28 protein-coding genes are annotated in these 26741 nt (G+C 36.2%); 10 read left to right on the top strand and 18 right to left on the bottom strand.

The features are described 5' to 3' along the window. Positions 1–31: 31 nt before the first annotated feature. From R3L15_RS12980 to hemA, 11 genes are all read right to left on the bottom strand, one after another. Positions 32–505 (bottom strand): methylated-DNA--[protein]-cysteine S-methyltransferase, encoded by a 474-nt coding sequence (locus R3L15_RS12980; protein ID WP_338732181.1) that lies wholly within the window; start codon positions 503–505, stop codon positions 32–34. Further along, positions 505–1632: a hemolysin family protein gene (locus tag R3L15_RS12975; protein ID WP_338732180.1), complete on the bottom strand. Its 1128-nt coding sequence runs from the start codon at positions 1630–1632 to the stop codon at positions 505–507. The genes R3L15_RS12980 and R3L15_RS12975 overlap by 1 nt, the downstream gene beginning before the upstream one ends. Positions 1633–1661: 29 nt before the next feature. Beyond that, a complete protein-coding gene (gene hemB / locus R3L15_RS12970; protein WP_338732178.1) occupies positions 1662–2651 on the bottom strand; it encodes a porphobilinogen synthase in 990 nt (329 codons plus the stop codon). An 83-nt stretch (positions 2652–2734) separates the two neighbouring features. Beyond that, positions 2735–3637, bottom strand: coding sequence for an oxygen-dependent coproporphyrinogen oxidase (gene hemF / locus R3L15_RS12965; protein ID WP_338732176.1), 903 nt, complete (start codon positions 3635–3637; stop codon positions 2735–2737). A gap of 2 nt (positions 3638–3639) precedes the next feature. Continuing rightward, positions 3640–4929 (bottom strand): Na+/H+ antiporter NhaA, encoded by a 1290-nt coding sequence (nhaA, locus tag R3L15_RS12960; RefSeq protein WP_338732175.1) that lies wholly within the window; start codon positions 4927–4929, stop codon positions 3640–3642. A gap of 12 nt (positions 4930–4941) precedes the next feature. Beyond that, the gene (locus R3L15_RS12955; RefSeq protein ID WP_338732174.1) at positions 4942–5481 is read right to left on the bottom strand and encodes a GNAT family N-acetyltransferase; all 540 of its coding nucleotides are present in this window, start codon (positions 5479–5481) and stop codon (positions 4942–4944) included. Then, the gene (locus tag R3L15_RS12950; protein ID WP_338732173.1) at positions 5481–6239 is read right to left on the bottom strand and encodes an EI24 domain-containing protein; all 759 of its coding nucleotides are present in this window, start codon (positions 6237–6239) and stop codon (positions 5481–5483) included. Before R3L15_RS12950 ends, R3L15_RS12955 begins: the two co-directional genes overlap by 1 nt. Continuing rightward, entirely contained in the window at positions 6232–7257 is a 1026-nt protein-coding gene (gene hemE / locus R3L15_RS12945) for a uroporphyrinogen decarboxylase (RefSeq protein WP_338732170.1), read from the bottom strand. The genes R3L15_RS12950 and hemE overlap by 8 nt, the downstream gene beginning before the upstream one ends. A gap of 53 nt (positions 7258–7310) precedes the next feature. Next, positions 7311–7955, bottom strand: coding sequence for a uroporphyrinogen-III synthase (locus tag R3L15_RS12940; protein WP_338732169.1), 645 nt, complete (start codon positions 7953–7955; stop codon positions 7311–7313). A gap of 1 nt (position 7956) precedes the next feature. Next, positions 7957–8865 (bottom strand): hydroxymethylbilane synthase, encoded by a 909-nt coding sequence (hemC, locus tag R3L15_RS12935; RefSeq protein WP_338732168.1) that lies wholly within the window; start codon positions 8863–8865, stop codon positions 7957–7959. Then, a complete protein-coding gene (gene hemA, locus R3L15_RS12930; RefSeq protein ID WP_338732167.1) occupies positions 8858–10111 on the bottom strand; it encodes a glutamyl-tRNA reductase in 1254 nt (417 codons plus the stop codon). The genes hemC and hemA overlap by 8 nt, the downstream gene beginning before the upstream one ends. Before the next feature lie 189 nt (positions 10112–10300). Here hemA and R3L15_RS12925 point away from each other — a divergent pair, with 189 nt between their 5' ends. The 7 genes from R3L15_RS12925 to R3L15_RS12895 all read left to right on the top strand — a co-directional run bounded on the left by R3L15_RS12925 (position 10301) and on the right by R3L15_RS12895 (position 17668). Next, positions 10301–11200 (top strand): AraC family transcriptional regulator, encoded by a 900-nt coding sequence (locus tag R3L15_RS12925; RefSeq protein ID WP_338732165.1) that lies wholly within the window; start codon positions 10301–10303, stop codon positions 11198–11200. Positions 11201–11213: 13 nt separating this feature from the next. Continuing rightward, positions 11214–12248 (top strand): ferrochelatase, encoded by a 1035-nt coding sequence (gene hemH, locus R3L15_RS12920; RefSeq protein ID WP_338732164.1) that lies wholly within the window; start codon positions 11214–11216, stop codon positions 12246–12248. Next, positions 12248–13603: an MATE family efflux transporter gene (locus tag R3L15_RS12915; RefSeq protein ID WP_338732163.1), complete on the top strand. Its 1356-nt coding sequence runs from the start codon at positions 12248–12250 to the stop codon at positions 13601–13603. Before hemH ends, R3L15_RS12915 begins: the two co-directional genes overlap by 1 nt. A gap of 13 nt (positions 13604–13616) precedes the next feature. Next, positions 13617–14165, top strand: a complete 549-nt coding sequence (locus R3L15_RS12910) for a CopD family protein (protein ID WP_338732162.1) — start codon at positions 13617–13619, stop codon at positions 14163–14165. Between the two features lie 47 nt (positions 14166–14212). Further along, positions 14213–15670 (top strand): ATP-binding protein, encoded by a 1458-nt coding sequence (locus R3L15_RS12905; RefSeq protein ID WP_338732161.1) that lies wholly within the window; start codon positions 14213–14215, stop codon positions 15668–15670. 10 nt (positions 15671–15680) lie between these two features. Beyond that, the gene (locus tag R3L15_RS12900; RefSeq protein ID WP_338732160.1) at positions 15681–16463 is read left to right on the top strand and encodes an enoyl-CoA hydratase-related protein; all 783 of its coding nucleotides are present in this window, start codon (positions 15681–15683) and stop codon (positions 16461–16463) included. Between the two features lie 119 nt (positions 16464–16582). Beyond that, a complete protein-coding gene (locus R3L15_RS12895) occupies positions 16583–17668 on the top strand; it encodes a PA0069 family radical SAM protein (RefSeq protein WP_338732159.1) in 1086 nt (361 codons plus the stop codon). Here R3L15_RS12895 and R3L15_RS12890 read toward each other — a convergent pair whose 3' ends face one another. The 3 genes from R3L15_RS12890 to R3L15_RS12880 all read right to left on the bottom strand — a co-directional run bounded on the left by R3L15_RS12890 (position 17669) and on the right by R3L15_RS12880 (position 19542). Continuing rightward, entirely contained in the window at positions 17669–18322 is a 654-nt protein-coding gene (locus R3L15_RS12890; protein ID WP_338732158.1) for an HD domain-containing protein, read from the bottom strand. Then, on the bottom strand, positions 18319–19053 hold the full coding sequence (locus R3L15_RS12885) for a lysophospholipid acyltransferase family protein (RefSeq protein ID WP_338732157.1): 735 nt from the start codon (positions 19051–19053) through the stop codon (positions 18319–18321). Before R3L15_RS12885 ends, R3L15_RS12890 begins: the two co-directional genes overlap by 4 nt. A 78-nt stretch (positions 19054–19131) precedes the next feature. Further along, on the bottom strand, positions 19132–19542 hold the full coding sequence (locus R3L15_RS12880; protein ID WP_338732156.1) for a BrxA/BrxB family bacilliredoxin: 411 nt from the start codon (positions 19540–19542) through the stop codon (positions 19132–19134). Positions 19543–19658: 116 nt separating this feature from the next. Between R3L15_RS12880 and R3L15_RS12875 the strand changes: the two genes are divergently transcribed. After that, positions 19659–20390 carry a TerB family tellurite resistance protein gene (locus R3L15_RS12875; protein ID WP_338732155.1) on the top strand — a complete coding sequence of 244 codons (732 nt, stop codon included), beginning with the start codon at positions 19659–19661 and terminating at the stop codon, positions 20388–20390. On the opposite strand, the gene R3L15_RS12870 is transcribed toward R3L15_RS12875, so the two are convergent. Continuing rightward, positions 20387–22645: a TonB-dependent receptor gene (locus R3L15_RS12870; protein WP_338732154.1), complete on the bottom strand. Its 2259-nt coding sequence runs from the start codon at positions 22643–22645 to the stop codon at positions 20387–20389. The two genes, R3L15_RS12875 and R3L15_RS12870, sit on opposite strands and share 4 nt — an antisense overlap. Before the next feature lie 103 nt (positions 22646–22748). Between R3L15_RS12870 and R3L15_RS12865 the strand changes: the two genes are divergently transcribed. Next, complete coding sequence (locus tag R3L15_RS12865; protein WP_338732153.1) at positions 22749–23405, top strand: metal-dependent transcriptional regulator; 657 nt, start codon at positions 22749–22751, stop codon at positions 23403–23405. A 7-nt stretch (positions 23406–23412) separates the two neighbouring features. Then, positions 23413–24234, top strand: coding sequence for a ZIP family metal transporter (locus tag R3L15_RS12860; protein ID WP_338732152.1), 822 nt, complete (start codon positions 23413–23415; stop codon positions 24232–24234). Here the strand turns inward: R3L15_RS12860 and R3L15_RS12855 are convergent. The 3 genes from R3L15_RS12855 to R3L15_RS12845 are packed head-to-tail and all read right to left on the bottom strand — an operon-like array spanning position 24231 to position 26699. Further along, positions 24231–24371 carry a FeoB-associated Cys-rich membrane protein gene (locus R3L15_RS12855; protein ID WP_338732151.1) on the bottom strand — a complete coding sequence of 47 codons (141 nt, stop codon included), beginning with the start codon at positions 24369–24371 and terminating at the stop codon, positions 24231–24233. The two genes, R3L15_RS12860 and R3L15_RS12855, sit on opposite strands and share 4 nt — an antisense overlap. Continuing rightward, positions 24371–26473 carry a ferrous iron transport protein B gene (gene feoB, locus R3L15_RS12850; protein ID WP_338732150.1) on the bottom strand — a complete coding sequence of 701 codons (2103 nt, stop codon included), beginning with the start codon at positions 26471–26473 and terminating at the stop codon, positions 24371–24373. Before feoB ends, R3L15_RS12855 begins: the two co-directional genes overlap by 1 nt. Beyond that, positions 26466–26699, bottom strand: coding sequence for a FeoA family protein (locus R3L15_RS12845; protein WP_338732149.1), 234 nt, complete (start codon positions 26697–26699; stop codon positions 26466–26468). The genes feoB and R3L15_RS12845 overlap by 8 nt, the downstream gene beginning before the upstream one ends. Positions 26700–26741: the final 42 nt, after the last annotated feature.

The following is a 26741-nucleotide window of genomic DNA, read 5'->3' as shown; positions in this document are numbered from 1 at the left end:
TTTAGTTTGAAAAAACTAAAGATAGTAAAAACTAAAATAATGTTTGTTGCTTGTATGGACTTTCGTGCTCTAGCAACCATTTTTTTCTGTGAAGTCCACCAGCATAACCTGTTAAACTGCCATCGCTTCCAATAACACGATGGCAAGGAATTACAATCCAAATAGGGTTTTTACCATTAGCGTTAGCAACAGCGCGAATGGCTTTTTCATCACCTAATTCTCGAGACAATTTGAGATAAGAGGTCGTTTTTCCGTAGGGAATTTCAGCTAAAGCATCCCAAACTGTTTTTTGAAAATTGGTGCCTTGCGGATTGAGTTTTAAACTGAAGTTTTGTCGTTTGCCTTCAAAATATTCTTGTAGTTGGTAAACACAATCCTGCAATATCCCAGGAATAATATCGGTTTCTTGTTCTTCGGTATTTAAAACAGTGATTGCATTGATGCCATTGTTATCGCCACTAATTTTGGTATATCCCAAGGGTGTGTTGATGATGCACGATTCCATTAATTTTCTGGGGTTTCACTTTCATCGTCTATTAAGCCTAAGCGCTTGGCACGTGTTTCCCAACTACGTCTAGCCAATAGCTGCAAATCGGGAATGTTATCGCTTTCGTCCATAATTTCCATCCCAAGTAGTGTTTCAATAACATCTTCCATCGTTACTAAACCACTTACTGAGCCGTATTCGTCAACAACTAAAGCCATATGGTTTTTGCTTTCTACTAATTGTTCAAACAATCTTGGAATAGGCATTGTGCGATTTATGATGATAATGTTTCGTTTTATTTCAGTAAGTTTTTTATCACCATTTCCAAAAGCCATTTCTTTAAAAATCTCGTCTTTTAAAACTAAACCAGAAATGTTATCGGAATCGTCTTTGTAAACAGGAATTCTCGAAAACCTAATATTGGAATTTTTTTTGAAAAATGCCTCGATAGTCATTTCTTCATCTTCAATTTTCATCACCGTTCGCGGCGTCATGATATCTTTAGCTTGTACATCTTTAAACGTAAGCATGTTTTTAATAACCTTACTTTCAGACTCTAAGAATACGCCTTTTTCCTCGGCCAAATCGGTCATGGCGTGAAAATCTTCACGACTTAAGACACTTCCGTGATGTCCTTTACCACCAATAAGTTTTGTGGTAAGTTGTAGTAGCCATAAAATACCTGTAACACGAAGAGGCCAAATCATTATAGTTAGGGCTTTGGATGTAAAATTGGATAATTTTTTCCAATAGGTGGCACCAATGGTTTTTGGGATAATTTCTGATGCAACTAATATTAAAATCGTCATAATGGTAGAAACTACACCAACCATAATATCTTCGGTAAACGTTACCCCAAAAATTTTGCGTGTTGTGGTTCCATAAAGTTCGGCATAAGCAACTTTAGCTTGCACACCAACCAAAATAGCACCAACGGTGTGCGCAATGGTATTAAGTGTTAATATGGCGATAAGTGGTTTGTCGACATCGGTTTTTAATTGCTTAAGTGTTTCGGCATAAGCTTTGCCTTCTTTTTCTTTTAGTGAAATAAACGTTGGTGTAATGCTTAGCAAAACAGCCTCCAAAATGGAGCATAAAAACGAAAAGAAAATAGAAATAAGTGCGTAAAAAATGAGTAAACCCATTATTGTGTTTTAGTTTGATTAATGCGAAGTTACGAAATCAATTTTACAACGTCTTTAGCAAAATAACTTGCTATAATATTGGCTCCAGCACGTTTTATGGCCGTAATTTGTTCCATCATAACAGCATCGTGGTCTAACCAGCCTTTTTCGGCAGCCGCTTTAAGCATAGCATATTCGCCTGAAACTTGATATACAGCAACAGGAATATCGACAACGTTTTTAATATCGCGAACAATATCTAGATAACATAACCCCGGTTTTACCATAACAATATCGGCACCTTCGGCAATATCGGTTTGGGTTTCCTTAATGGCCTCCAGGCGATTGGCAGGATCCATTTGATAGGTTTTTTTGTTTTTTGGAATGTCTTGTATATCTACTGGCGCCGAATCCAAGGCATCACGAAATGGGCCGTAAAATGCTGAGGCATATTTAGCCGAATAACTCATAATACCTGTGTTATAAAAACCTTCATCTTCAAGGAGGCTTCGCATTTCAAAAATGCGGCCGTCCATCATATCGCTTGGCGCTACAAAATCGGCGCCAGCTTTGGCGTGACTTAATGCCATTTCTGATAGAATTGCTGTTGTGTCGTCGTTTAAAATTTGTCCATTAGCCACCACGCCATCGTGCCCAAAACTGGAGTATGGATCCATGGCAACATCAGTCATTACCAACATTTCTGGGCAAACATTTTTTACGGTTTTTATGGCGCGTTGCATTAATCCGTTAGGATTTAAGGCTTCGGTGCCAGCATTGTCTTTAAGATTGTCGGGGACTTTTACAAATAATAGCACCGATTTTAAACCTAGCTGCCAGAGTTCTTTTACTTCTTTTTCTAATAAATCTAAACTATATCTAAAGTAATTAGGCATGGAGGCAATTTCTTCTTTTACGCCTTTGCCTTCAACCACAAAAAGTGGTACTAAAAAGTCGTTAGGTGAAATGATGGTTTCTCTTACCAGACTTCTTATGACGCTGTTTTGTCTTAATCGTCTATGTCGTTGTAGTGGATACATTTTCTATTTTTTTAAATGTCATTCTGAGAGAAACAAAGAATCTTTAAATTAAGAGATTCCTTATTACCTTCTGAATTACAAAGTTAAACCCAATCTTTAGGTTTTTTTAAAACTTTAATTAATTTTTCTTCGTCACTGCCTGTTTCTGGTTGGTGATCGTATTTCCATTGCACGTAAGGCGGCAAACTCATTAAAATGCTTTCTATTCGTCCGTTAGTTTTTAACCCAAATAAGGTGCCTTTGTCGTGTACTAGATTAAATTCTACATAGCGACCACGACGAATTTCTTGCCAATTTCTGTTGGCCTCAGTATATGGTAAGTCTTTACGTTTTTCAACGATAGGTGTGTAGGCTTCTAAAAAGCTATCGCCTACTTCGGTAACAAAGTTGTACCAATCTTTCATTGAAAAATCGTCTTTGGCTTTACAGTAATCGAAAAACAATCCACCAATACCACGGGCTTCATTTCGGTGCGTGTTCCAAAAATACTCGTCGCAACGTTTTTTGTAAGTGTTATAAAATTCTGTGTGGTGCTTGTCGCAAGCCGTTTTACAAACTTTATGAAAGTGTTTGGCGTCTTCTTCAAAAAGATAATAAGGTGTTAAGTCTTGTCCGCCACCAAACCACTGATCAACAATCTCGCCTTGTTGGTTATACATCTCAAAATAGCGCCAATTGGCATGAACTGTTGGTACAAAAGGGTTTTTTGGATGAAGAACTAGGCTTAATCCGCAGGCAAAAAAATCGGCATCTTTTACACCAAAATAGGTTTGCATACTTTCTGGTAATTTCCCGTGAACGGCTGAGATATTTACACCGCCTTTTTCAAAGACATTACCGTTTTGAATTACACGAGTACGTCCGCCACCGCCTTCTGGGCGTTCCCAAAGGTCTTCTTCAAATCGCGCTTTACCATCAATACTTTCTAATTTTGAAGTAATGGTGTCTTGTAAATCTTGTATGTATTGATAGAACGAATCTTTCATGCTTATTTTTTGAATTTTAATATAAGAAAACCAATAACAGCCGAAATTAAGGATCCTATTAAGATGCCTATTTTAGCCGAATCGATATTTATGGGATTGCCAGCAAATGCTAAACCTGCTATAAATATGGACATGGTGAATCCGATACCAGCTAAAAACGACACCCCGATAATGTGCCATATAGTAATATCATTGGGAATATTAATAAGTTTAATTTTTTGTGCTAAAACAACAAATAGTGTTATTCCAATACTTTTACCTAAAACCAAACTAACCACGATGGCTGTTACGAGATTAAATGCTAATGGAGCCGAGCTATTAATAATAACGCCAGCATTGGCAAATGCAAAAACAGGAATTATAAAGTAGGCCACCCAGTCGTGAAGGTTGTGTTCAATTTGTTGTAATGGCGATTGGTATTTATAAGTCCAATCTTCTAAATCGTCTATTTGTTGAATTTGTTCTTTTGATAGAATGGGTTTGTTTAAAATGGAGGCTTGTTTAATATTGTCGGTAATGCTTACTAAGGTGTTTATAAACTCTTGGGTGTTTATTTTTTGTCTGATAGGTACCGAAAATGCTAATAATACTCCTGCTAATGTTGGGTGTATGCCCGACTTTAAAAATAGAATCCAAATGACAATACCCAAAGCAATGGTAAAGAATTTTGAATAAATACCTTTATAAGATAATATGTATAAAAATACCAATAGTAATATGGCTACGCCTAAAAGAGCAAACTTTATTGAACTACTATAGAATATAGCAATAACCAAAACGGCTCCTAAATCGTCCACAATGGCAAAAGCGGTTAAAAATACTTTTAAGCTTAAAGGGATACGTTTGCCTAATGCGGTAAGTATAGCAAGAGAGAAAGCAATATCGGTAGCCATTGGAATTCCCCATCCTTTTAAAGTTTCAGGGTTGTTGTTAATTAAAAAGAAGCAAAGTACAGGTATTGCCATACCACCAAAAGCCCCAACTAGAGGAAACCCAATTTTTTTTGGTGAATTAAGTTCGCCAATGAGAAATTCACGTTTAATTTCTAGACCTATTAGGAAGAAAAAAATCGCCATTAAACCATCATTTATCCATAAAATTAAAGGTTTGTTTAGCTCAAATGCTTCGGTTGTAATACCCACTTTATAGTCCCAAAGTGCCGTATAGCTATCGGCAAAAGGCGAATTTGACCAAATTAGTGCTAAAACAGTAGCGGCTAGAAGTAAGAGCCCACTAAAACTTTCAATTTTTACGAATTTTTGAAATGGAGATAATAAAGATTTTTCTGTCATATATATGGTAAATTAAATATCATTTTTTTGGATTTCATATAGTTCCATATCCAATACGGCTTTTCCTGAAACAAATTCCTTTTTTAAAGTTTTAATCCACGTAAAGCCGGAACGTTTGGCTACATTTATACTATCTGTATTACTATGATGTATGATGACTTGAAGTTTTTCTAAGCCTAATTCATTAAACGCATAGTCTTTGGTAGCTTTTACACTTTTACTCATCCAGCCATTTCCAGAATATTTACTACCAAGGCAATAGGCAAATTCCCCTTGTTTGGTGTTCCAATCTAGGTTTTTAAGAATAACTAAACCTGCAATATTGTTGGTGTCTTTTTCTTTTATAGCGAAGGTGAATTCGGTTTTGTTTTTAAATGCTTCAGATTTATTTTTAATATAACTTTTTGAAGCATTTTCTGAAAGATTTTGTGATAATGTTTTGGGCAAATACTGTTGAAAATGTCTTGCATTCCTAATCATCAATTGGTTTAGGCTAGGCGCATCTTCTGGTTTAAGATTATCTAAATAAAAGGTCTCGTTACTCAAATCCATTAGCGCTCAATTTTGTAATGGTTATTTGATTGTAGTAAAGAAACGGTTTCTTTAGATGCAGCAGTAACCGAAAGCGGTAATACTAAGATAAATCCTAAAACAGGAATTAATAAACACAGCATAAACACAACACCATTACCAATGGCGCGGCCACGATTCTGTTTTACAAATTGAATACTTTCTTTGTAATTAAAATGTCGTTCCAAGGTGTAATCCATATTACCAAAACCAGCATAATACGCTTGTACTAAAAATAATAATACAGATGACATAATACCAATAACAGGAATAAAACCAAAAAGTAAAATTGGGATGGTCCAAAACAGTTCTAAACCTAAATTGCGAAGGTTAATTCTAACGCCTCGCCAAAGTTGTTGTGTAAAACTAGTATTGCGATGCGTTTTATGTGTTGTTCCTAAAAAATGGGCTTCGATTTTCTCGGAAACTGGGCTCATAAATGGTGCCGACAAAGCCATAACAATATGTTTGTATAAAATTAGCCCAATGGCAATAATAAATAAACCGCCTATAACATTACCTATTGTTGTAAATGTGTCTTTGCCCCAATCCCAAACCCATAGTTTTGAGATGAAGAAACCAATGTTATCTGATAACCCATAAGCCGTAACACCAATAATAAGTGCTGTAATAATGCTTATTAAAATAGGAATGGCAAAGTATTTCCAGAGCTTCAATTTGGAGATTACTCCAAAAGCTCCTAAATATGCTTGTATGCCTTTTACAATGTTTTTAAGCATTATATTCTTTAACAGCATCGATAAATGCTTGGGCGTTTTCCAATGGGATATTAGGTAAAATTCCGTGACCTAAATTTACGATATATTTATCTTTCCCAAATTCATCAATCATTTGATGTACCATTTTCTTAATTTCAGATGGTGGTGATAACAATCTAGAAGGATCAAAATTACCTTGTAACGTAATGTTTCCACCCGTTAAATATCGTGCATTCCTTGGTGAGCACGTCCAATCTATTCCCAATGCCGAAGCGTTACTTTGCGCCATTTCATTTAATGCAAACCAACATCCTTTTCCAAAAGCAATTACAGGTGCCATATCTTTTAAAGCCTCAATAATTTGGTTGATGTATTGCCACGAAAACTCTTGATAATCGGTTGGTGATAACATACCGCCCCAAGAATCGAAAATTTGAACCACATCGCAACCTGCTTTCACTTTTTCTTTAAGGTAAGCAATAGTGGTATCGGTTATTTTTTGAAGCATTTGATGTGCCGCTACTGGATTGGTGAAACAAAAGGCCTTGGCCTTATCAAAGGTTTTGCTACCTTGACCTTGAACACAATAACATAAAATAGTCCAAGGTGAACCAGCAAATCCTATTAACGGAATCTCGTTATTAAGTAATTCCTTGGTGGCTTTTATGGCTTGATATACATAGCCTAATTCCACCTTTACGTCGGGAATAATAACATTATCCACGTCTTTTTGCGTACGAACAGGATTTGGTAAATACGGTCCAAAGTTGGGTTTCATTTCTACGTCAATATTCATAGCCTGCGGAATGACCAAAATATCGCTAAACAAAATGGCGGCATCCATACCGTAACGTCTAATAGGTTGCACGGTAATTTCGCTAGCCAATTCTGGTGTGCGACAACGCGTAAAGAAATCGTACTTGGCTTTTATTTCCATAAATTCTGGAAGATAACGACCAGCTTGACGCATCATCCAAACAGGTGGACGTTGCACAGTTTCTCCTTTTAAAGCTCTTAAGAATAAATCGTTTTTTATCATAATGTCTTTATATTTTACCTTGTTTATAAAGGCTTAAATTGTATTGCGTTAAGTTATTTGGTAAGGTGTTTTGCTGCTAATTGCAAAACGCTTTCAATGGTTGGTTTGTTTGCAATATGAATATTTTTGGTATACGGTTTTGCTGCTTCAGCTGTTGTTTTGCCAATACAAAATACCGTTTTGTTTTTTAAGTTATTGTTTGCAGTAAAGCTTTCAATGCCACTTGGGCTAAAAAATAGAACAGCGTCAAATGCTTCCGATATAATCTGTTTATTTAAAGACGTTTTGTAAACTTCAACTTCTTTAAAGCTAATGTTATTTTTGGTTAACATATTTGGTAATTCATCTCTTCTAATATTATTACAGAAAAACCAAAAATGCTCGTTTTTATGGTTTTTTACGATGAATTTAGCTAAATCTGCCCCATAATTAGTCGTTTTTGATACATTTTGACCATTTTCTTCTAAGCGGGTTTTTGTTTTTTCGCCAACACAAAAACAATTTTTTATCACTACTTTTTTATCTATTACCGCTTTTACAGCATTTTTACTAGTAATAATGGCATTGTCTGCAATAATTTCATCATCAAAATCTAAAAAATCAATAGTAATGGCATTGTAATCTATTACATTGATATTAGCTTTTGTGAGAACATTTTTTTGTTCTTGGTTTAATATTTTGGTGGAAAGTATGGTCATTTTATAGCGCAGCTTTTATGGCTTTCATTAATTCACGTCCACCATTGTCTAGGATTTCCAAAGCACAAGCTTTTCCAAAACCTTTGTAATTGGAAAGTGCCACAGATTTACGTACACTTAATTTTTTAGTTCCATCGATAGAAAGTAACACGCCTTCAAATTGGATGGAATCGCCATTAATTATTGCCGAAGCTCCAATTGGCGCTGTACAACCGCCTTCTAAAACACGTAAAAACTCACGTTCTATATGGGTGCAAATTTCGGTAGGTTGATGGTTTAACTTTGAAATAGCTTCAGTTGAAAATGTATCGTTTTGTAACGTTACAACAACCATAGCGCCTTGCGCGGGTGCGGGAATCATCCAATCCAGTTCGATGTGGTTTTCGGGGAGAATGTCAATGCGTTCTAAACCAGCTTTGGCGAAAACAGCAGCATTCCAGTTATTGTCTTTCAGCTTTTGTAAACGTGTTATAACATTACCGCGCAATCCTTCAACGGTATGATTAGGGTATTTGTTAAGCCATTGTGCTTTACGTCTTAAACTTCCTGTTGCAATAGTTCCAACGGTGTTTAAAAAATCTACATCTTTATAAACCAAAATATCTTTGGTGTTGGCGCGTTTTAAAACAGCCGATTGTATTATGCCTTTGGGTAATTGCGTTGGCACATCTTTCATAGAATGTACGGCAATATCAACGTCGCCATTAAGCATGGCGATGTCCAAGGTTTTGGTAAAAACACCTGTTATACCAAGTTCGTATAGGGGTTTGTCCAGAATAATATCGCCTTGCGATTTTACAGGAACCAGTTTGGTGTTATATCCTAAATCCTCTAGTTTTTGTTGGACGGTTTTGGCTTGCCAAAGTGCTAATTTACTATCGCGTGTACCAATTCTTATAACTTTAGACATACTTCGTTTCTTCTAATTGAAACACTTTTTTTATGAGTTCCAGGCTTTCATCAGTAGGGATGTCATCATCTTTTAAATGATGGGCAAAGTGATTGGTGATTTTTTGAATGATGTTGTTACTTATCAATTCGGCTTGTTCTTCGTTAAAATCACTGAGTTTTTTACGTTGTGTATCTAACTCAGCTGTTTTAAAATCATTCAATTTAAGCTTTAAGGCTTTTATTGTTGGGGCAAACTTTCGGGTTTCTAGCCAGCCGTTAAACTCTGTTTTAACCTCTTCGATAATCGCTTCGGCAACAGGAATATGCGTTTTTCGGTCTTCTAGAGTTTTATCTGTGATTTGCGATAAATGGTCTAAATGAACTAGCGTTACATTCTCTAACTCTGAAACATTATGGTCTACATTTTTAGGAATAGATAAATCCAAAACTAACAATGGTTTTTTGGATTGAATTAAATATTTATCTACCGTTGGGTTTTGTGCACCTGTAGCAACAATTAAAATATCTGAAGCGTTGATTTCTTCTTGTAAATTGGCATAATCCTTAACTACAACATTAAATTTTCCAGCAACTTCTTCAGCCTTCGTTTTAGTACGGTTTATTAAGGTAATATGTTCGTTTTTGGTATGTTTTATTAAGTTCTCACAAGTATTTCTACCTATTTTCCCCGTACCAAATAATAGGATATTTTTATTGGTGATATCCGAAACATTGTTGAGAATATAATGCACAGAAGCAAACGAAACAGACGTAGCACCAGATGAAATATTTGTTTCGGTTTTTATACGCTTGCTAGCTTGAATTACAGCGTTTACCAAACGCTCTAGGTAATTGTTAAGCAAACCTTCTTTTTTAGATTGTCTTGCAGCTGCTTTTAATTGACTTATAATCTCAAAATCGCCTAGAATTTGACTATCTAAACCACCTCCAACTTTAAAAATATGAGAAACGGCTTCATTACTTTTATGAATATAGGCCACTTTTTGAAACTCCTCAACGGTGCCTTTAGTATTATCACAAAGTAATTTTATTAATTGAAAAGGGTGTTCTGCAAATCCATACAACTCGGTACGGTTACACGTTGAGGTTACAATCAGGCTAGAAATATTATCGGCTTTGGCTTGTTTAAATAAAGCAGTTTTAGCATTTTCATCTAAACTAAAATGACCGCGCGTTACGGCATCTGCTTTTTTGTAGCTTAATCCAATAGCATAAAATGTTTTGTGTTTTTTAGATTGCGGCATAAATAAATAAAAATACAAGTGACAAAAATATAAGGTCGATATAACAAAAAGTAACGCTAAAAGAACTTTTAATGTCGATAGTGGTTTTTTAGCGTTGTTTTTTCATATAAATTGATAAATATCATATTTTTGCCGATATATCAATGCTTTTGATGTTTATAATTTAGAACAAATCTAAATAAATATATAATGAAGACCGATTTTAACCGTAGTAAAAATGTCGCTAAAGGGTCGTTTTCAGAAGTGAAAATAGATGAGGATTTTATTGTGCTCACCTATCAGAATGAAAATGAGCTTGTTGAGGTTTTAGAACGTGATATAGATAGTAGTTTTATACAGTTTCATTTTTGCTTAAAAGGGTCTTGTAAGTTTGTATTTAATCAAGGAAATTATGGTTTAGATATTGAAGACGAAAAATCGTTGTTGTTGTATAATCCACAACGCGATTTACCTATTCATATTAATAGTAACCCGCATACTTGGCTAGTTTCGGTATTAATTTCAATAAAAAAATTCCATAGCTTATTTTCTCAAGAAGCCGATTACATTACGTTTTTAAGCGACGATAATAAAGATAAAAAGTATTATAAGGATGGAAAAATTACGCCATCAATGGCTATTGTGTTAACACAATTAATACATTACAACCTTAATAGCTCCATAAAAAATCTCTATTTCAATGGCAAAGCATATGAACTATTAAGTTTGTACTTTCATAGGAATGAAGAAGCCAATGTAGAACAATGCCCATTTTTAGTTGATGAGACTAATGTCATTAAAATACGAAAAGCTAAGGATATTATTATATCTAGAATGGCCGAACCACCAACCTTGCAAGAATTAGCCGATGAAATTGGGTTGAGTCTTAAAAAGCTTAAAGAAGGTTTTAAAGAAATTTACGGCGATTCGGTATTTAGTTTTTTGTTTGATTACAAAATGGAATACGCTAGAAAACTTTTGGAATCGGGAGATCACAATGTAAATGAAGTAGGATTAAAGGTAGGTTACAGTACTGCAAGTCATTTTATTGCAGCATTTAAAAAGAAATATGGTACGACACCAAAAAAATATGTGATGTCGATATCTTAACTAAGAAAAATTAATGAAAAAAGGAATTTTACTCGTCAATCTGGGCTCGCCAGACAGTCCTAATCCAAAGGATGTAAAAACATATCTTGACGAATTTTTAATGGATCCGCGTGTTATTGATGTGCCATTTTGGTTACGTAGTTTTATTGTGCGCGGTATTGTTTTAAACACACGACCAAAAGCATCGGCTGCTGCTTATCAAAAGATTTGGTGGGAAGAAGGGTCGCCCTTAATTGTTATTTCAGAACGTCTTCAAGAGAAAGTGCAACAACAAGTAGAAATGCCTGTTGGTCTTGCCATGCGTTATGGTAGTATGACCATAAAAAAAGGCCTTCAAGATTTGGTTGATAAAGGTGTAGAAGAGGTGTTGCTTATTCCATTGTATCCACAATTCGCTATGGCAACAACCGAAACAATTTTGGTACTTGCCGAGGACATAAGAAAAACAGATTTTCCTAATTTAAAAATCACCGATTTACCGGCGTTTTATAATAATCCGGATTATATAGAAGTCCTGTCTAACAGCATTTCAAAACATTTAAAAGGAAAGAACATAGATCACTTACTATTTTCTTATCACGGAGTTCCAGAGCGTCATATTAAAAAAAGTGATATTACGAAGTCGCATTGTAAAATAGATGGCAGCTGTTGTGTAACAGCATCAAAAGCACATCAATTCTGTTATCGCCATCAATGTTTTGAGGTGACACGTTTGGTTGCTGAAAAACTTCAATTAGAAGAAGGAAAATATTCAACATCATTTCAATCGCGCTTAGGGTTCGATCCATGGTTACAACCATATACCGATAGAACCATCGAGCGATTAGGAAGTCAAGATATAAAAAACATGGCGGTTGTGACTCCTGCTTTTGTAAGTGATTGTCTGGAAACCTTAGAAGAAATTGCTATGGAAGGTGAAGAGATTTTTCACGAAGTAGGAGGCGAAAACTTCACGACAATACCTTGTTTAAACGACGACCAAGAGTGGGTAGATTTATTAGCTAAGTGGATTAATACGTGGATAGCCACAGAAACCGTGACCGTTTAATGGCAAAAGTAGCTTCGGAAGATTTAGGCACCAAACCCATAAGTAAGTTATTGGTAAAACAAGCTGTTCCAGCATCGATAGGTATTTTGGTTATGTCGCTAAATATACTTGTCGATACTATTTTTGTTGGTAATTGGATAGGCTCTACAGCCATTGCAGCCATTAATGTCGTGCTGCCTGTGTCGTTTTTTATTGCAGCCCTTGGAATGAGTATTGGCGTTGGTGGATCGTCCATCATTTCACGTGCTTTAGGAGCAGATAATAAAAGCAAAGCGTTAAAAACTTTTGGTAATCAAATTACGTTAACCCTTTTGTTTACAGTAACTTTAGTGGTTTTTGGGTTGTTGTACGTTGATGATATTATCCCTGCTTTTGGAGGTAAAGGTGCTATTTTCGAGCCCGCAAAAATTTACTACATCATTGTGCTTTATGGTGTACCATTTTTAGCGCTTTGTATGATGGGAAATACCGTTATACGTGCTGAAGGCAAACCAAAATTTGCGATGTATGCTATGATGATTCCATCGGTTGGTAACCTTATTTTAGACTATGTGTTTATAAATCTTCTAGATTTAGGAATGTATGGTGCCGCTTGGGCAACCACAGGATCGTATATGTTGTGTTTGTTGTTTATTATGTGGTTCTTTTTCTCAAAAAACTCCGAATTAAAATTAAGCTTTGCTCATTTAGGCTTAGATAAATTAATAGTTAAAGAAATAGGCTCTTTAGGTTTTGTCACTTTAGCTAGACAAGCCGTTGTAAGTATCACCTATTTGTTTATGAACAACATTCTATTCAATTTAGGGGGTGAGACTTCGGTTACGGCTTATGCTATTGTTGGACGAATGTTAATGTTTGCTTTATTTCCAGTTTTCGGAATCACCCAAGGCTTTTTGCCTATTGCAGGCTATAATTATGGCGCATCAAAATATAGTCGCGTTCGGGAAACTATTAATACGGCTATTAAATATGCGGTTATTTTGGCAACGGTCATTTTTATTTTATTAATGCTGTTTCCCGATGTTATTACGCGTTTATTTACACACGATGCCGAAGTACTTAAAGAAACACCAAGTGCCATGCGCTGGGTATTTGCTGCAACACCAATTATTGCCATTCAATTAATAGGTGCTGCGTATTTTCAGGCCATTGGTAAAGCGACGCCAGCTTTGCTGTTAACGCTAACACGCCAAGGCTTTTTCTTTATTCCGTTAATCTTGATTTTACCCAGTTTTTATGGTGAATTAGGCGTGTGGATGTCGTTCCCTATTGCCGATGTGTTGGCAACTATTGTTACGGCCTATTTTTTAAACAGGGAAATACGAAAGACTTTAATTAAACCAATTTCAGAATAATTACCTTTAGCTTGTGGAATATTACAATTATATAAAAGCGTTACATTTAATTTTTGTCGTGACTTGGTTTGCAGGACTGTTTTACATTCCAAGACTTTTTGTATACCAAATAGAAGCTTTTCATAAGCCATCGCCAGAGAAAGACATTCTTGGCAAACAGCTAAAACTAATGGCCAAACGTTTATGGAACATTATTACGTGGCCATCGGCTATTTTAGCAACTATATTTGCTGTGTGGTTATTAATTTTACAACCAGTTTGGCTCCAACAACCATGGATGCACGTTAAATTATTATTCGTTGTATTGCTTGTTGTATATCACCTAAAAACGCATCAATTTTATAAGCAGTTACAGCGTGATGAGGTGAAAAAAACATCAAATTTTATGCGCTTGTGGAACGAAGGTGCCACATTTATTTTGTTTGCCGTAGTGTTTTTAGTTATTTTAAAAAATGCTATAAATTGGATTTTTGGCGTTGTTGGCATTGTGGTTTTAGGCGTATTATTAATGTTAGGGTTTAAAATCTATAAAAACATTAGGTCAAAAAATCCCGATGCATAAAACGAAGTGGCTTGATTATTGCTATATTTAGCTAACTGAATAAACGTATGCAGCTAAAAAAACTCTCTCTACGATTTAGAATTTTTATTGCCATGATTTTATTGGTGCTTGTCGCATCCATTTTAATTGCTGTAGTAACAATTCATCAATATAGAGAAGAAACAAAAGACTATCATCAAGAGCGACTAAACAGAAAAGAACGCGCCATAAAGCGTAATATAGATTTTGTTATACGTGAAACTACTTACGAAGTTACCACCGAAAAAATCCCCTTAATTTTTAAGGAAGAAATCTACGAAATTGCTGATGTTCACAACCTTCAGGTTAAATTATACGATTTAGATGGCGGACTTCTTATTTCTTCAAAAGCATCTATTTCACCAGATACTACAGCAACAACGTGCTTGGATGCCAATATTTTAAATCATTTATCGCAAACTTCAGAACGGCGTTATGTTGAAAAGAACTTTGAAGAAGGCCATGTTTTTCAATCCTCGTATTCATACATCACCGATCAAAAATTTAAACCCCTAGCTATTTTAAATTTACCATATTTAGAAGATGATGACTTTTTTACTAACGAGCTTAATGAATTTTTAAAACGCTTAGCCTTAGCATATTTATTTATGTTATTTTTCGCCATAACTTTGGCTTATTGGCTGTCCAAATACATTACCAAGTCTTTAAAAGCTATTAGCGAAAAAATGAAAGCCACGCGTCTTGAAAAACGCAACGAAAAAATAGAAGTTGAATCGTCTAGCGAAGAAATTGAAAACCTGGTAAAGGCTTACAATAGTATGATAGACGAGCTTGAAGAAAGTGCCGTTAAATTGGCAACAAGTGAACGTGAACAAGCATGGCGCGAAATGGCTAAACAAGTAGCTCACGAGATTAAAAATCCACTTACGCCAATGCGACTAAGTGTACAGAGTTTTCAAAGAAAGTTTGATGTCAACGATCCGGATATTGATAAAAAAGTAAACGAATATAGCAAAACACTTATCCAGCAAATCGACACCATGAGTTCGATAGCCTCGGCATTCTCAAACTTTGCCAAAATGCCAGCACAAAAAAACGAAACCTTAAACGTGGTGGAGATTACCAAATTAGCATTGGATATCTTTAGCGAAGACTACATTCAGTTTACTTCAGAAAACGAACTTATTGAGGCCAAATTAGACCGCACACAACTTATCCGTGTGGTTACAAATTTGGTGAAAAATGGCACGCAAGCCATTCCCGATGAGCAAGACAACAAGACCATTTTGGTTAATGTTTCCGAAGGTAACCAAGAGGTTATTATTACCATTTCTGATAATGGCGTAGGTATTTTAGAAGAAAACAAAGGCAAAATATTCGAACCCAAATTCACAACAAAATCAAGTGGTATGGGACTTGGTTTGGCTATGGTAAAGAACATTGTGGAAACTTACCAAGGAAGTATTACCTTTACCACAGAAAAAAATAAAGGAACAACATTTAAAGTCGTTTTTCCAACCGAATAAACCAATAAAAATGAGTTACAACAATATTCTTTCAGAACAAAATAATGGTATTACAACTATTACCATCAATAGACCAAAAAAATTAAATGCGTTAAACAAAGCAACCATCCAAGAGCTTCACGAGGCTTTTGAAGCGGCCGAAAATGATGCCAATACCAAAGTGATTATTATTACCGGAAGTGGCGAAAAAGCTTTTGTAGCGGGAGCAGACATTAGTGAGTTTGCCGATTTTAACGTGAATCAAGGTCAAGAATTAGCAGCCAAAGGTCAAGAATTGTTATTCGATTTTGTGGCCAATTTAGGCACGCCAGTTATTGCAGCCGTAAATGGTTTTGCGCTTGGTGGCGGATTAGAATTGGCGATGGCGGCACATTTTAGAATCGCCAGTGACAATGCCAAAATGGGCTTGCCAGAAACCTCGCTTGGTGTTATTCCTGGGTATGGTGGTACACAACGTTTGCCACAGCTTATTGGCAAGGGTCGCGCAATGGAATTGGTAATGACAGCTGGTATGATTGATGCCAACACGGCGCTAAATTATGGTTTGGTAAACCACGTAGCAACTTTAGATGAGTTAATCCCTCTAGCCGAAAAACTAGCGAATAAGATTATGCGAAACTCTTCTGTTGCCATTCGTTCGGCTATTAAAGCGGTTAATGCTAATTACGAAGATGGTGTGAATGGTTTTAATGTTGAAGTTGAAGAATTTGGGAGTTGCTTCGGTACCGAAGATTTCAAAGAAGGTACCACGGCTTTTTTAGAAAAACGTAAAGCCGATTTTCCTGGGAAATAGTCTTAATGTCTTTAAATATATAAGGTAGCCTTAGGCTGCCTTTTTTGTTGAAAACTTGTTTCATTTTAACAATTTTTCGTGGGTTATTCTTTATAATTTTAAAGAAATATTCTCGTTTTATGTCTTCTTTGGAACAACAAAAAACCATTATCAAAGGTCGTGGTGCACAAAAAAATGTGCACAATCATTTCTTTGAGTTAAGCCACGAGGTGCGCGACGATTTTTTGGAGTTTTGTGCTAAGGAAGGTGAAGAAGCAGACAAGAATAAAACACGATACTTAGAGACTTTTCCCAAAACCATTGTCAATAAAGTGAAAAGCCCAGATGTTGGGATGACGTATTCTATGAATATGTATCAAGGTTGCGAACACGGTTGTATTTATTGTTACGCACGAAACTCTCACGAATATTGGGGTTATAGTGCTGGATTGGATTTTGAGCGTCGCATTTTGGTCAAGAAAAATGCACCAAAGTTACTAGAAGCTCTTCTTAGAAAGAAAAGCTGGCAAGCCCAAACTATTGTTATGTCTGGTAATACCGATTGCTACCAACCGGCAGAGAAAATCTTTCAACTTACAAGACAATGTTTAGAGGTATTTTTAAAATACAAGCATCCCGTAGCTATTATTACAAAAAATGCTTTGATATTGCGTGATTTGGATCTTTTGAAAGCATTACATAAAGACGGTTTGGTGGCTGTTAATGTTTCCATCACATCTTTATCTGAAGATACTAGACGTGTGTTGGAGCCCAGAACGGCCACGATTAAAAAACGTTTGGAAACCGTAAAAACACTTTCAGAAAATGGTATTCCTGTCAATGTGATGTTGGCGCCTATCATTCCATCCATTAATAGTCACGAAATATTACCAATGGCGAAAGCAGTTTCAGAAGCTGGCGCCTTAAGTATTGGGTATACGATTGTACGGTTGAATGGTGCCATTGGCGAGATTTTTTCCGATTGGATTAAAAAAACAATGCCAGACAGAGCTGAAAAAGTTTTACATCAAATTGAAAGTTGCCACGGCGGAACACTTAACGATAGCCGTTATGGTACTAGAATGCGAGGAGAAGGTAAAATTGCCGAACAAATAAATATGCTGATACAATTGGCAAAACAAAAATACTTTAAAGACAAAATGATACCCAGATTAAATACTCAGCTTCACGAGCAGTATAAGGATGGTCAATTGACATTGTTTTAACTACCGTTCGCCACGCCATTCGGCATAAAATTGCTCTAGATAGGTTTCCATAAATTGATGGCGTTGCTCGGCCAATTGCTTTCCCGTTTTGGTGTTCATACGGTCTTTTAAAAGTAGTAGTTTTTCGTAAAAATGATTTATGGTTGGTGCTGTTGAAGCTTTGTATTCCTCTTTGTTCATATTAAGGTTCGGTGCAATATCTGGATCGTAAAGTTTTCGGTTTTTAAATCCACCATAATTAAAACACCTTGCAATACCAACAGCGCCGATGGCATCCAATCTGTCGGCATCTTGAATGATGTCTAATTCTTGCGAGGTAAAGTTTTGTTCAAAATTACCACCTTTATAAGAAATGTTTTTAATGATGTTCACCACGTGATCGATAACATCTAAATCTACATCCAATTTGAATAAAAATTCACGGGCTATTCTAGGGCCAACATTTTCGTCGCCATCGTGAAACTTGCTGTCTGCAATATCGTGTAGTAAGGCACCTAAAGACACCACAAAGTCATCTACATTTTCATTTTTAGCGATAAGTAAACTAGTGTTTAAAACGCGTTGCGTATGAAACCAATCATGGCCGCCTTCGGCATTTTCAAGTTGTTGCTTTACAAAGGTTTTTGTTTTATCGATGATTTCGGTTTGTGTCATACAATCACGTCTTTAGTAATTTCTTTTTCTAAGTGCTTTATAAGCGTATCATAATCAAAATCGCTCACTTTTACGGGATGATGGACTTTAAACTTTAAATGTGCTCCTAATCCCATAGGGAATTTTCCATAGCGTAACATTTTCCAGGAATTATTAATGGTAATGGGAACAACTGTAGCATTTGGGATACCTTCAAACAGGGTAATCAAACCTTTTTTCTGAAATGGTTTTGGTTGGCCCGTTCTGCTTCGTGTGCCTTCTGGGAAGATGGTCGCCGCACGGTTATTGCTTTTAATGTATTCTGCAAAATCTTTAATGACTTGAATAGCTTCTTTAGGTTTTTTTCTATCGATTAAAGCTGAGCCGCCATACTTTAGATTGAATGAGACACTAGGAATTCCTTTTCCTAATTCTTTTTTGCTAATAAATTTGGGATGGTGTTTTCGCAGATACCAAATAATAGGAGGAATGTCGTACATACTTTGGTGATTGGCGACAATAATAACAGGTAGGTTCGTATTAATGGCATAAGTGTTTTCAAACGAATATCTCGTACCTAAAACATTGGTGCTTCGCATTAAGAAAAATTGTAACCAATCAACACTTTTTTTATGCGCTTGATAGCCGAAAATATTCAAGCATATCCATTGTATGGGGTGAAAAATAAGTAGTGTTAACCCAAAGCAAATAAAAAATAAAATGGTTAATGGATATGAGAGTAACTTTATCATAGCACAAAAATATTAAAAAGAACGCACAAAAAAACCACGACACAATTGCCGTGGTTTTAAAATGTTATTTGTGTTGTCTTAACAATGATCGTTATAGGCATCAACAAGGTTTTCAGCAATCATTTCAGCTGGGCGACCTTCAATATGATGACGCTCTAACATATGAACCAATTCTCCATCTTTAAATAAGGCCATACTTGGCGAACTTGGAGGAAAAGGTATCATATAAGCTCTTGCTTTATCGGTGGCATCTTTATCAACACCAGCAAAAACCGTCACTAAATGATCTGGTTTTTTAGCATTGTTTAAGCTCATTTTAGCCCCTGGTCTAGCATTGGCTGCGGCGCAACCACAAACCGAGTTTACAACTACTAAAGTTGTTCCTTCTTTGGCTATGGCGGCATCTACAGCTTCTACGGTGTGCAATTCTTCAAAACCAACCTGAGTTAAGTCTTCGCGCATTGGTTTTACTAATTCTGCTGGATACATATATTATGTGTTTTAGAATTTTTATTTGTTTGTGCAAAGATACCAATTGTGTAACAAACTCCATATCTGTTCTACAAACAAATAGTATATTTACCCATAAATAAAATCGATAGTTAATGAGTTTTACAAAATGGATTGGTGCTGCACTAGGTTGGGCATTTGGTGGTCCTATTGGTGCCATTGTTGGTATGGCCTTAGGTGGTGTAATTGATGGTATGTCTAGCAGTGAAGCAAAAACGTTTAAAAGACAATATCAAACCAGAAGAACACAGTCGGGCGATTTTGAGGTGAGTCTTTTGGTTTTGGCATCGATCGTTATAAAAGCTGATGGCAAACCAGACCAGCGTGAGTTGGATTATGTGCGCCAACAATTTGCCGGTATGTATGGTAAAGACCGTGCCAATCATGCGTTTAAGTTGTTTAAAAGTATTAATAAGCAAGATATTTCGGCGAGACAAGTGTGTATGCAGATTCGGCAAATGATGGATCATCCATCGCGTTTGCAATTGCTTCATTTTTTATTTGGGATTGCCAAAGCCGATGGACACGTTAGCGATGCTGAGGTGAAACAAATTCAAACCATTTCAGGATATTTGGGAATTAGTCATAGGGATTTTGAAAGCATTAAAGCGATGTTTTACAGCAGTAGTGATAATGCCTATAAAATTCTTGAAATTGATAAATCAGCTTCTGTTGATGAGATTAAAAAAGCTTACAGAAAGATGGCTAAGAAATATCATCCAGACAAGGTAATTCACCTTGGGAAAGAACATCAAGAAGGGGCTAAGGAAAAATTCCGTCAGGTACAAGAAGCTTACGAACAACTACAGAAAGAGCGTGGTTTTTAATTCAAATTAAATCGTATTCCAAAAAACAAGCGTCGTCCTTGATTTGGTGCATATACATACGACGGGTCGAATGTTAACGCATAAGGGTTTTCTGGTGTTGCCATAACACTACCATCGCTATTATATTGCACTTGTTCATCAAACGGATCGTGAGCACGAGCAATTATAAATGGCTCACCTTTATTTGGCGTCCAGTTTAAGAGGTTTTTTACACCAGCGTAAAATTCAAGATTGTTTAAACCATCAAAAGTGAGTTGTATGTTTTGAATGCTCCATGTTGGCGAGATATCGCTTCTTGGGTCTAATTCGCCTAGGGTTGGCAATCGCATTGGGCCGTAAATGTTTCCTGTATAATCCAAAGTTAAATTGGTTTTGTAATGTTTGTAGGATAATGCCCAAGTTCCAGAGAATTTTTCGGTTAAAATTTGATCTATGGTTACATTATTTTCGGTTTGCGATACGTCTTGATAGGTGACTCCCAGAAGGGCTTTTATACCACTTCCAAATACGGCATCTATATTTAAACTTGCACCTTTGGAAGTAGCATAACCATCTAAATTGTTATAAATAATTTTATTGGGATCGGTATCATAATCAGGTAAAATGGCATTGGTGAAATGCGTGTACCAAACCGAGGCATCAAAAGTGAACATCATACCACTTTTTGTATAGAGTTTTTTAAGGTAATTAATGTTTATATTGTATGATTTTTCTGGTTTTAGAGTTTCTTCTATCACCACATCTCTTGCCCCTGTTAAAGCAGCGTGTTCTTCGGTGAAAAGATTAACCACTCGAAACCCTGTTCCAGCATTTACTCTAAAAATATCATCTTTAGTAGGTTTATAACGATAGGCAATTCGAGGGGTGAAAATAGAGCCGTGACGTTTGTCATAATCGTATCGCGCACCCAATAATAATTTTTGTTTGGTTGTTAGGCTTATTTCATCTTGAACAAATAGAGATGGAATAGTGACTTCATCTGCTTTTGGGGTTGCAGTGGTGTTGTCGTTGTAATAGTTATAACGTGCCGCAGCACCAACGAGTAAATCGTGATTTTTAAGTGGTTTGTCCCAAACCAATTGTCCAAACCCTATGCGTTGTTGTGCTAAATAGGGCATATCGCCATACACCGAGTTTTGGTCGTGATCGGAATATGAAAACTGAAAATTAATGGTCTCTTTTAATGGTAGTTGGTAGTTGCCAATAAACTCAAATCGCGAGGTGTAAATACTTTCACCATATACCTCGTTTCCACCGCGATAATTTGTATTCCATTGCATTTCGCCACCCCAACGATCTTCGTAAAAATACCGTCCAGCTAGAGAAAACTTACGGTTTTCACGACGTTTAAAATCCCATTTTTGAAAGATGGAAACTCGATCTTGCAGCGTGACATCGGTAAAGTTATCGTTGTTGTTGTCTATGGGGTTGGAATAGTTGTAATAATTGGTACCTAATAACATTGTTGTTTTTTTCCCAATTTGGGCTTTGTAGCCTAGATCCAAATTAGCTTCTCCCCAACCTGTAACAAAGCCATCAGCCGAAAACTTTGAAGCATGTTCAGGACGTTTGGTGATGATGTTAATCAATCCACCAACAGCTTCACTACCATATAAAGACGACGCGGGGCCTTTTACCACTTCAACTTGTTCAATTAACGAATTTGGAATCCCTGAAAGTCCGTAAACAGTAGACAAGCCACTAACAATGGGCATTCCGTCAATTAAGACTAAGGTATACGGTCCTTCTAATCCATTGATGTGAATATCACCCGTATTACACACGTTGCAATTAAGTTGTGGTCTAACACCATTTACGTTTTGTAAGGCTTCAAAAATATTTGGCGTTGGGTTTTTCTTCAAGAATGTTGGCGAATAAACTTCAACGGGAACAGGGCTTTCCAGACGATTAACAGGTTTTAGCGTGCCAGTAACTACGACTTCATCTAGGCTTTCGGTTATTTTTAAATTGAAGTTTATGTTTAGGTTTTGGCTGGTTATGACGATGTGTTTTGTTTCTGTTTTAAACCCTGTAAACGACGCTATAATGGTATATTCACCTGGAGAGATATTCGAAATTTTAAAACGACCATTATCGTTTGTTACAGCGCCTTTGGTAGTGCCTTTTACATATACATTAACATAGGATAATGGTTTACCCTGTGAAGTGACTTTCCCATGTATAGTAAAGCTTTGCGACATTACACTAACTGGAAATAAAATAATTGGTATTAGGAAATATATAAATGAATACATTCTTTAAAGTTTATATTTATGCAAATATAAAATTAAATTTAGATAAGACTAAAAATATATTTATTAAAAAGTAAATTGTATATTTGCGTAAACTAATTTTTGAATGTTAACCTTATCTGAAGAGAATTATTTAAAAGCCATTTATCATTTAGGGAAATTTGGTAACAATTCGGTAAGCACTAATGCTATTGCAGAGCAGATGCAAACTAAAGCCTCGTCTGTTACCGATATGATTAAAAAACTGGCTGAAAAAAGCTTGGTTAATTATAAAAAGTATCAAGGAGCTACTTTAACTAAAAAAGGTCAACTAACCGCTGCGTCAGTAGTGAGAAAACATCGTTTGTGGGAAGTGTTTTTAGTAGAAAACTTGAATTTTAAATGGGACGAAGTTCACGAAGTAGCCGAACAATTGGAGCATATCAAATCGGAAAAACTCATTAATCAACTTGATGCTTTTTTAGATTTCCCAACCCACGATCCACACGGCGATCCTATTCCAGATAAGCATGGCCATATTAAGAAAACCGATAAGGAATTATTGGCAAGTTTGAAACCAAGTGATGAGTGTTTATGCGTTGGTGTAAAAGATTCTTCAAAAGAGTTTTTAAACTATCTGGATAAAAATGGCATTGCTTTGGGGACGCATTTTAAGGTCGTTTCCAAAGAAGATTTTGACGAATCTATGACTATTTTAATAAACAAAGAGACCAAAAGCATCTCTAAATCCGTATCAAACAACCTATTTGTAAAAGTAATTTAAATATAAAATGACAGAAATAATCTCCTATTTTGAAAGCATAGATCCCGTGTTGGGCGCGTTGTACGCCTCATTATTTACATGGATTTTAACAGCAGCTGGTGCAGCATTGGTATTCTTTTTTAAAGGTATGAATCGCGCCTTGTTAGATGGTATGTTGGGCTTTACAGGTGGTGTTATGGTGGCCGCCAGTTTTTGGAGTTTGTTAGCGCCAGGTATTGCAATGAGTCCTGGCGAAGGGTTTGTAAAAGTGATTCCCGCAGCAGTTGGGTTTGCCTTGGGCGCTTTGTTTTTATATGGTTTAGATAAAGTGTTACCACACCTTCATATTAATTTTAAAGAAAGTGAAAAAGAAGGCGTAAAAACACCTTGGCACAGAACCACACTTTTGGTATTAGCTATTGCCTTGCACAACATTCCAGAAGGTTTGGCTGTTGGTGTATTGTTTGGCGGTGTTGCAGCAGGAATTCCTGAAGCCACTATTGGTGGCGCTGTTGCCTTAGCTATGGGAATTGGTATTCAAAATTTCCCTGAAGGATTAGCGGTTTCTATGCCATTACGTCGTCAAGGGGTGAGTAAGTTTAAAAGTTTTTGGTATGGACAAATGAGTGCCATTGTGGAGCCTATTTCGGCTGTTATTGGTGCCGTAGCAGTAACTTTTTTTACACCCATTTTACCTTACGCCTTAGCATTTGCAGCAGGTGCTATGATTTTTGTTGTGGTAGAAGAAGTGATTCCTGAAACCCAACGCGACAACTATACCGACATTGCCACGCTTGGTTTTATAGGCGGGTTTATTATTATGATGTCCTTAGATGTTGCTTTAGGTTAGTGGCAGCCACAATCGGTGTCGCCACAAGCTTTTTTTGAAGTAGCAGACTTAGGATTCCAGATAAACTTCCTAACAAGGAAAAGTAGTGCAATCCCTAATGTGGTAAAAGCAAGTATATTTTGAATAAGGTCGTTCATTATTTTAGAATTTGATAAGCCACTAAAGCTACAAGATACGCAAAAACACTCATAGTAACTAATTGAAGCATGGGCCATTTCCAGCTATTGGTTTCTCGTTTTACTATGGCTAACGTACTCATGCATTGCATGGCGAAGGCGTAAAATAACATTAAAGAAATACCAGACGCTAAGTTGAATAACGGTGTTCCTAAAACAGGATTTACTTCGCCAGCCATTCGGTTTTTTATGGTTTCTTCTTCGTCGCTACCAACACTGTAAATGGTTGCTAATGTTCCTACAAATACTTCACGTGCAGCAAACGAACTTACAATGGCTATCCCTATTTTCCAATCGTAGCCTAAAGGTTGAATAACCGGTTCGATGGCACGGCCTGTTAATCCAATGAAACTATGTTCTAATTTATAAGATGCGATATGTTGTTGTAGTTCTTCATCCGAAAGATTTTCAGAAGCATATTGTTCGGTGACAATAGTTTCAGCTTTATTAAAATTGTCTCCAGGGCCGTAGGACGCTAAAAACCATAAAATAATGGAAATAGCTAGAATAATTTTACCTGCTCCAAACACAAAGGCTTTGGTTTTTTCAACTACCGTAATGGCTACATTTTTAAGTAATGGCATTTTGTAATTAGGCATTTCAACTACAAAAAACGAGCGACTTTTAATTTTCATCGTTTTATGTAATATATAAGCTGAGCCAATAGCTGCACCAAATCCTATTAAATATAACAACATTAGTGTTAAGGCTTGATAACTAATAAGCCCTAAAAAGCGTCCTTCGGGTATCACCAAAGCAATAATAATAAGATATACAGGTAGCCTTGCCGAACAGGTTGTAAATGGTGTTACTAAAATGGTAATTAGACGTTCTTTCCAACTTTCTATATTACGCGTGGCCATAACAGCAGGAATAGCGCAAGCAGTACCCGAAATAAGTGGTACTACACTTTTTCCGCTAAGGCCAAAGCGACGCATAATTTTATCCATTAAAAACACCACACGACTCATATAACCGCTTTCCTCTAAAACAGCAATAAATAGAAATAAGAAAGCAATTTGAGGAATAAAAATAACAATACCTCCTAGACCAGGAATGATGCCTTCGGCGATAAGGTTGGTAAATTGTCCAGCGGGTAGTGTGTTTTTTGTCCATTCGCTTAAAGAGGCAAAAGCACTATCTATAAAGTCCATAGGAACGGCAGACCAATCGTAAATGGCTTGAAAAATAAGCATTAAAATAGCAAAGAATATAAGGTATCCCCAAACCTTGTGGGTTAAAATCCGATCGAATTTTATACGTAAATCCTTAGCTGTTTTTAGGTCTATGGTTTGTCCTTTTTTAAGGACGTTGTTTATAAACTGATAGCGTTTTATGGTTTCTTTTTGCTGTAGTCTTTTTAAGTAAGCTTTGCTTTTGGTTTTAAAGTTTTCAAGCGCATCAGACTCTTGGCGTTCTATGTCACCAAAGTTTACATCTTGTGTAATAACCAACCAAAGTTTATACAGTAATTGGTTCGGAAAGGCTTCTTTTAAATTACCAAAATATTCTGGGTCTATCTCGCTAGCATTTAAACACGGCTCGGTAGATAATTTTCTGTAATCGGAAATAAGCTCTTTAAGCTGCGAGATGCCTTGATTTTTTCGTGTGCTTACTAGAGCTATTTTTGTGTTTAGTTCTTTTTCAAGTAACTCAATGTCTAAAGAAATGCCTTTGTATGCCATTCTATCGGCCATATTAATGACTAAAATGGTAGGAATTTCTAGATCTTTAATTTGTGTAAAAAGTAATAGGTTACGTTTAAGATTTTCTACATCGCTAACCACAACAGCAACATCTGGAAAGTCTTTATCGTTTTTATTTAATAGGAGTTCGATAACCACATTTTCATCTAGTGATGAAGCATTTAAGCTGTAAGTTCCTGGCAAATCGATAATATGGGCTTTAACGCCGCGTGGTAATTTGCAAATACCTTCTTTTTTCTCAACCGTTATTCCAGGATAATTTCCAACCTTCTGGTTTAAGCCAGTTAGGGCATTAAAAACAGAGGTTTTTCCAGTGTTAGGATTTCCTATTAGGGCAACGTTAATCTGCTTACTCATCGACAATATTGATTAAAATATGAGTAGCAGTTTCTTTGCGAATGGCCAAATGCGATCCGTTAATGTTTAAATACATAGGATCGGCAAATGGTGCTACTTGAACCAGCTCCACATCGTTACCTGGGAGACATCCCATTTCTAAAAGTTTTAATGGAATATGAAACGATGAGACATCTTTTATAATGCCTTTTTGTCCTCGTTTTAGTTGTGCTAGTGTAACTTCCAAGCTTATTTAGATTGATTTTAAAAAGCAAAAATAAGTCAAAAA

Origin of the sequence: Mangrovimonas cancribranchiae, from assembly GCF_037126245.1 — a bacterium.
Lineage (GTDB): Bacteria > Bacteroidota > Bacteroidia > Flavobacteriales > Flavobacteriaceae > Mangrovimonas > Mangrovimonas cancribranchiae.
This window is presented reverse-complemented; position numbering and strand designations above follow the sequence as displayed.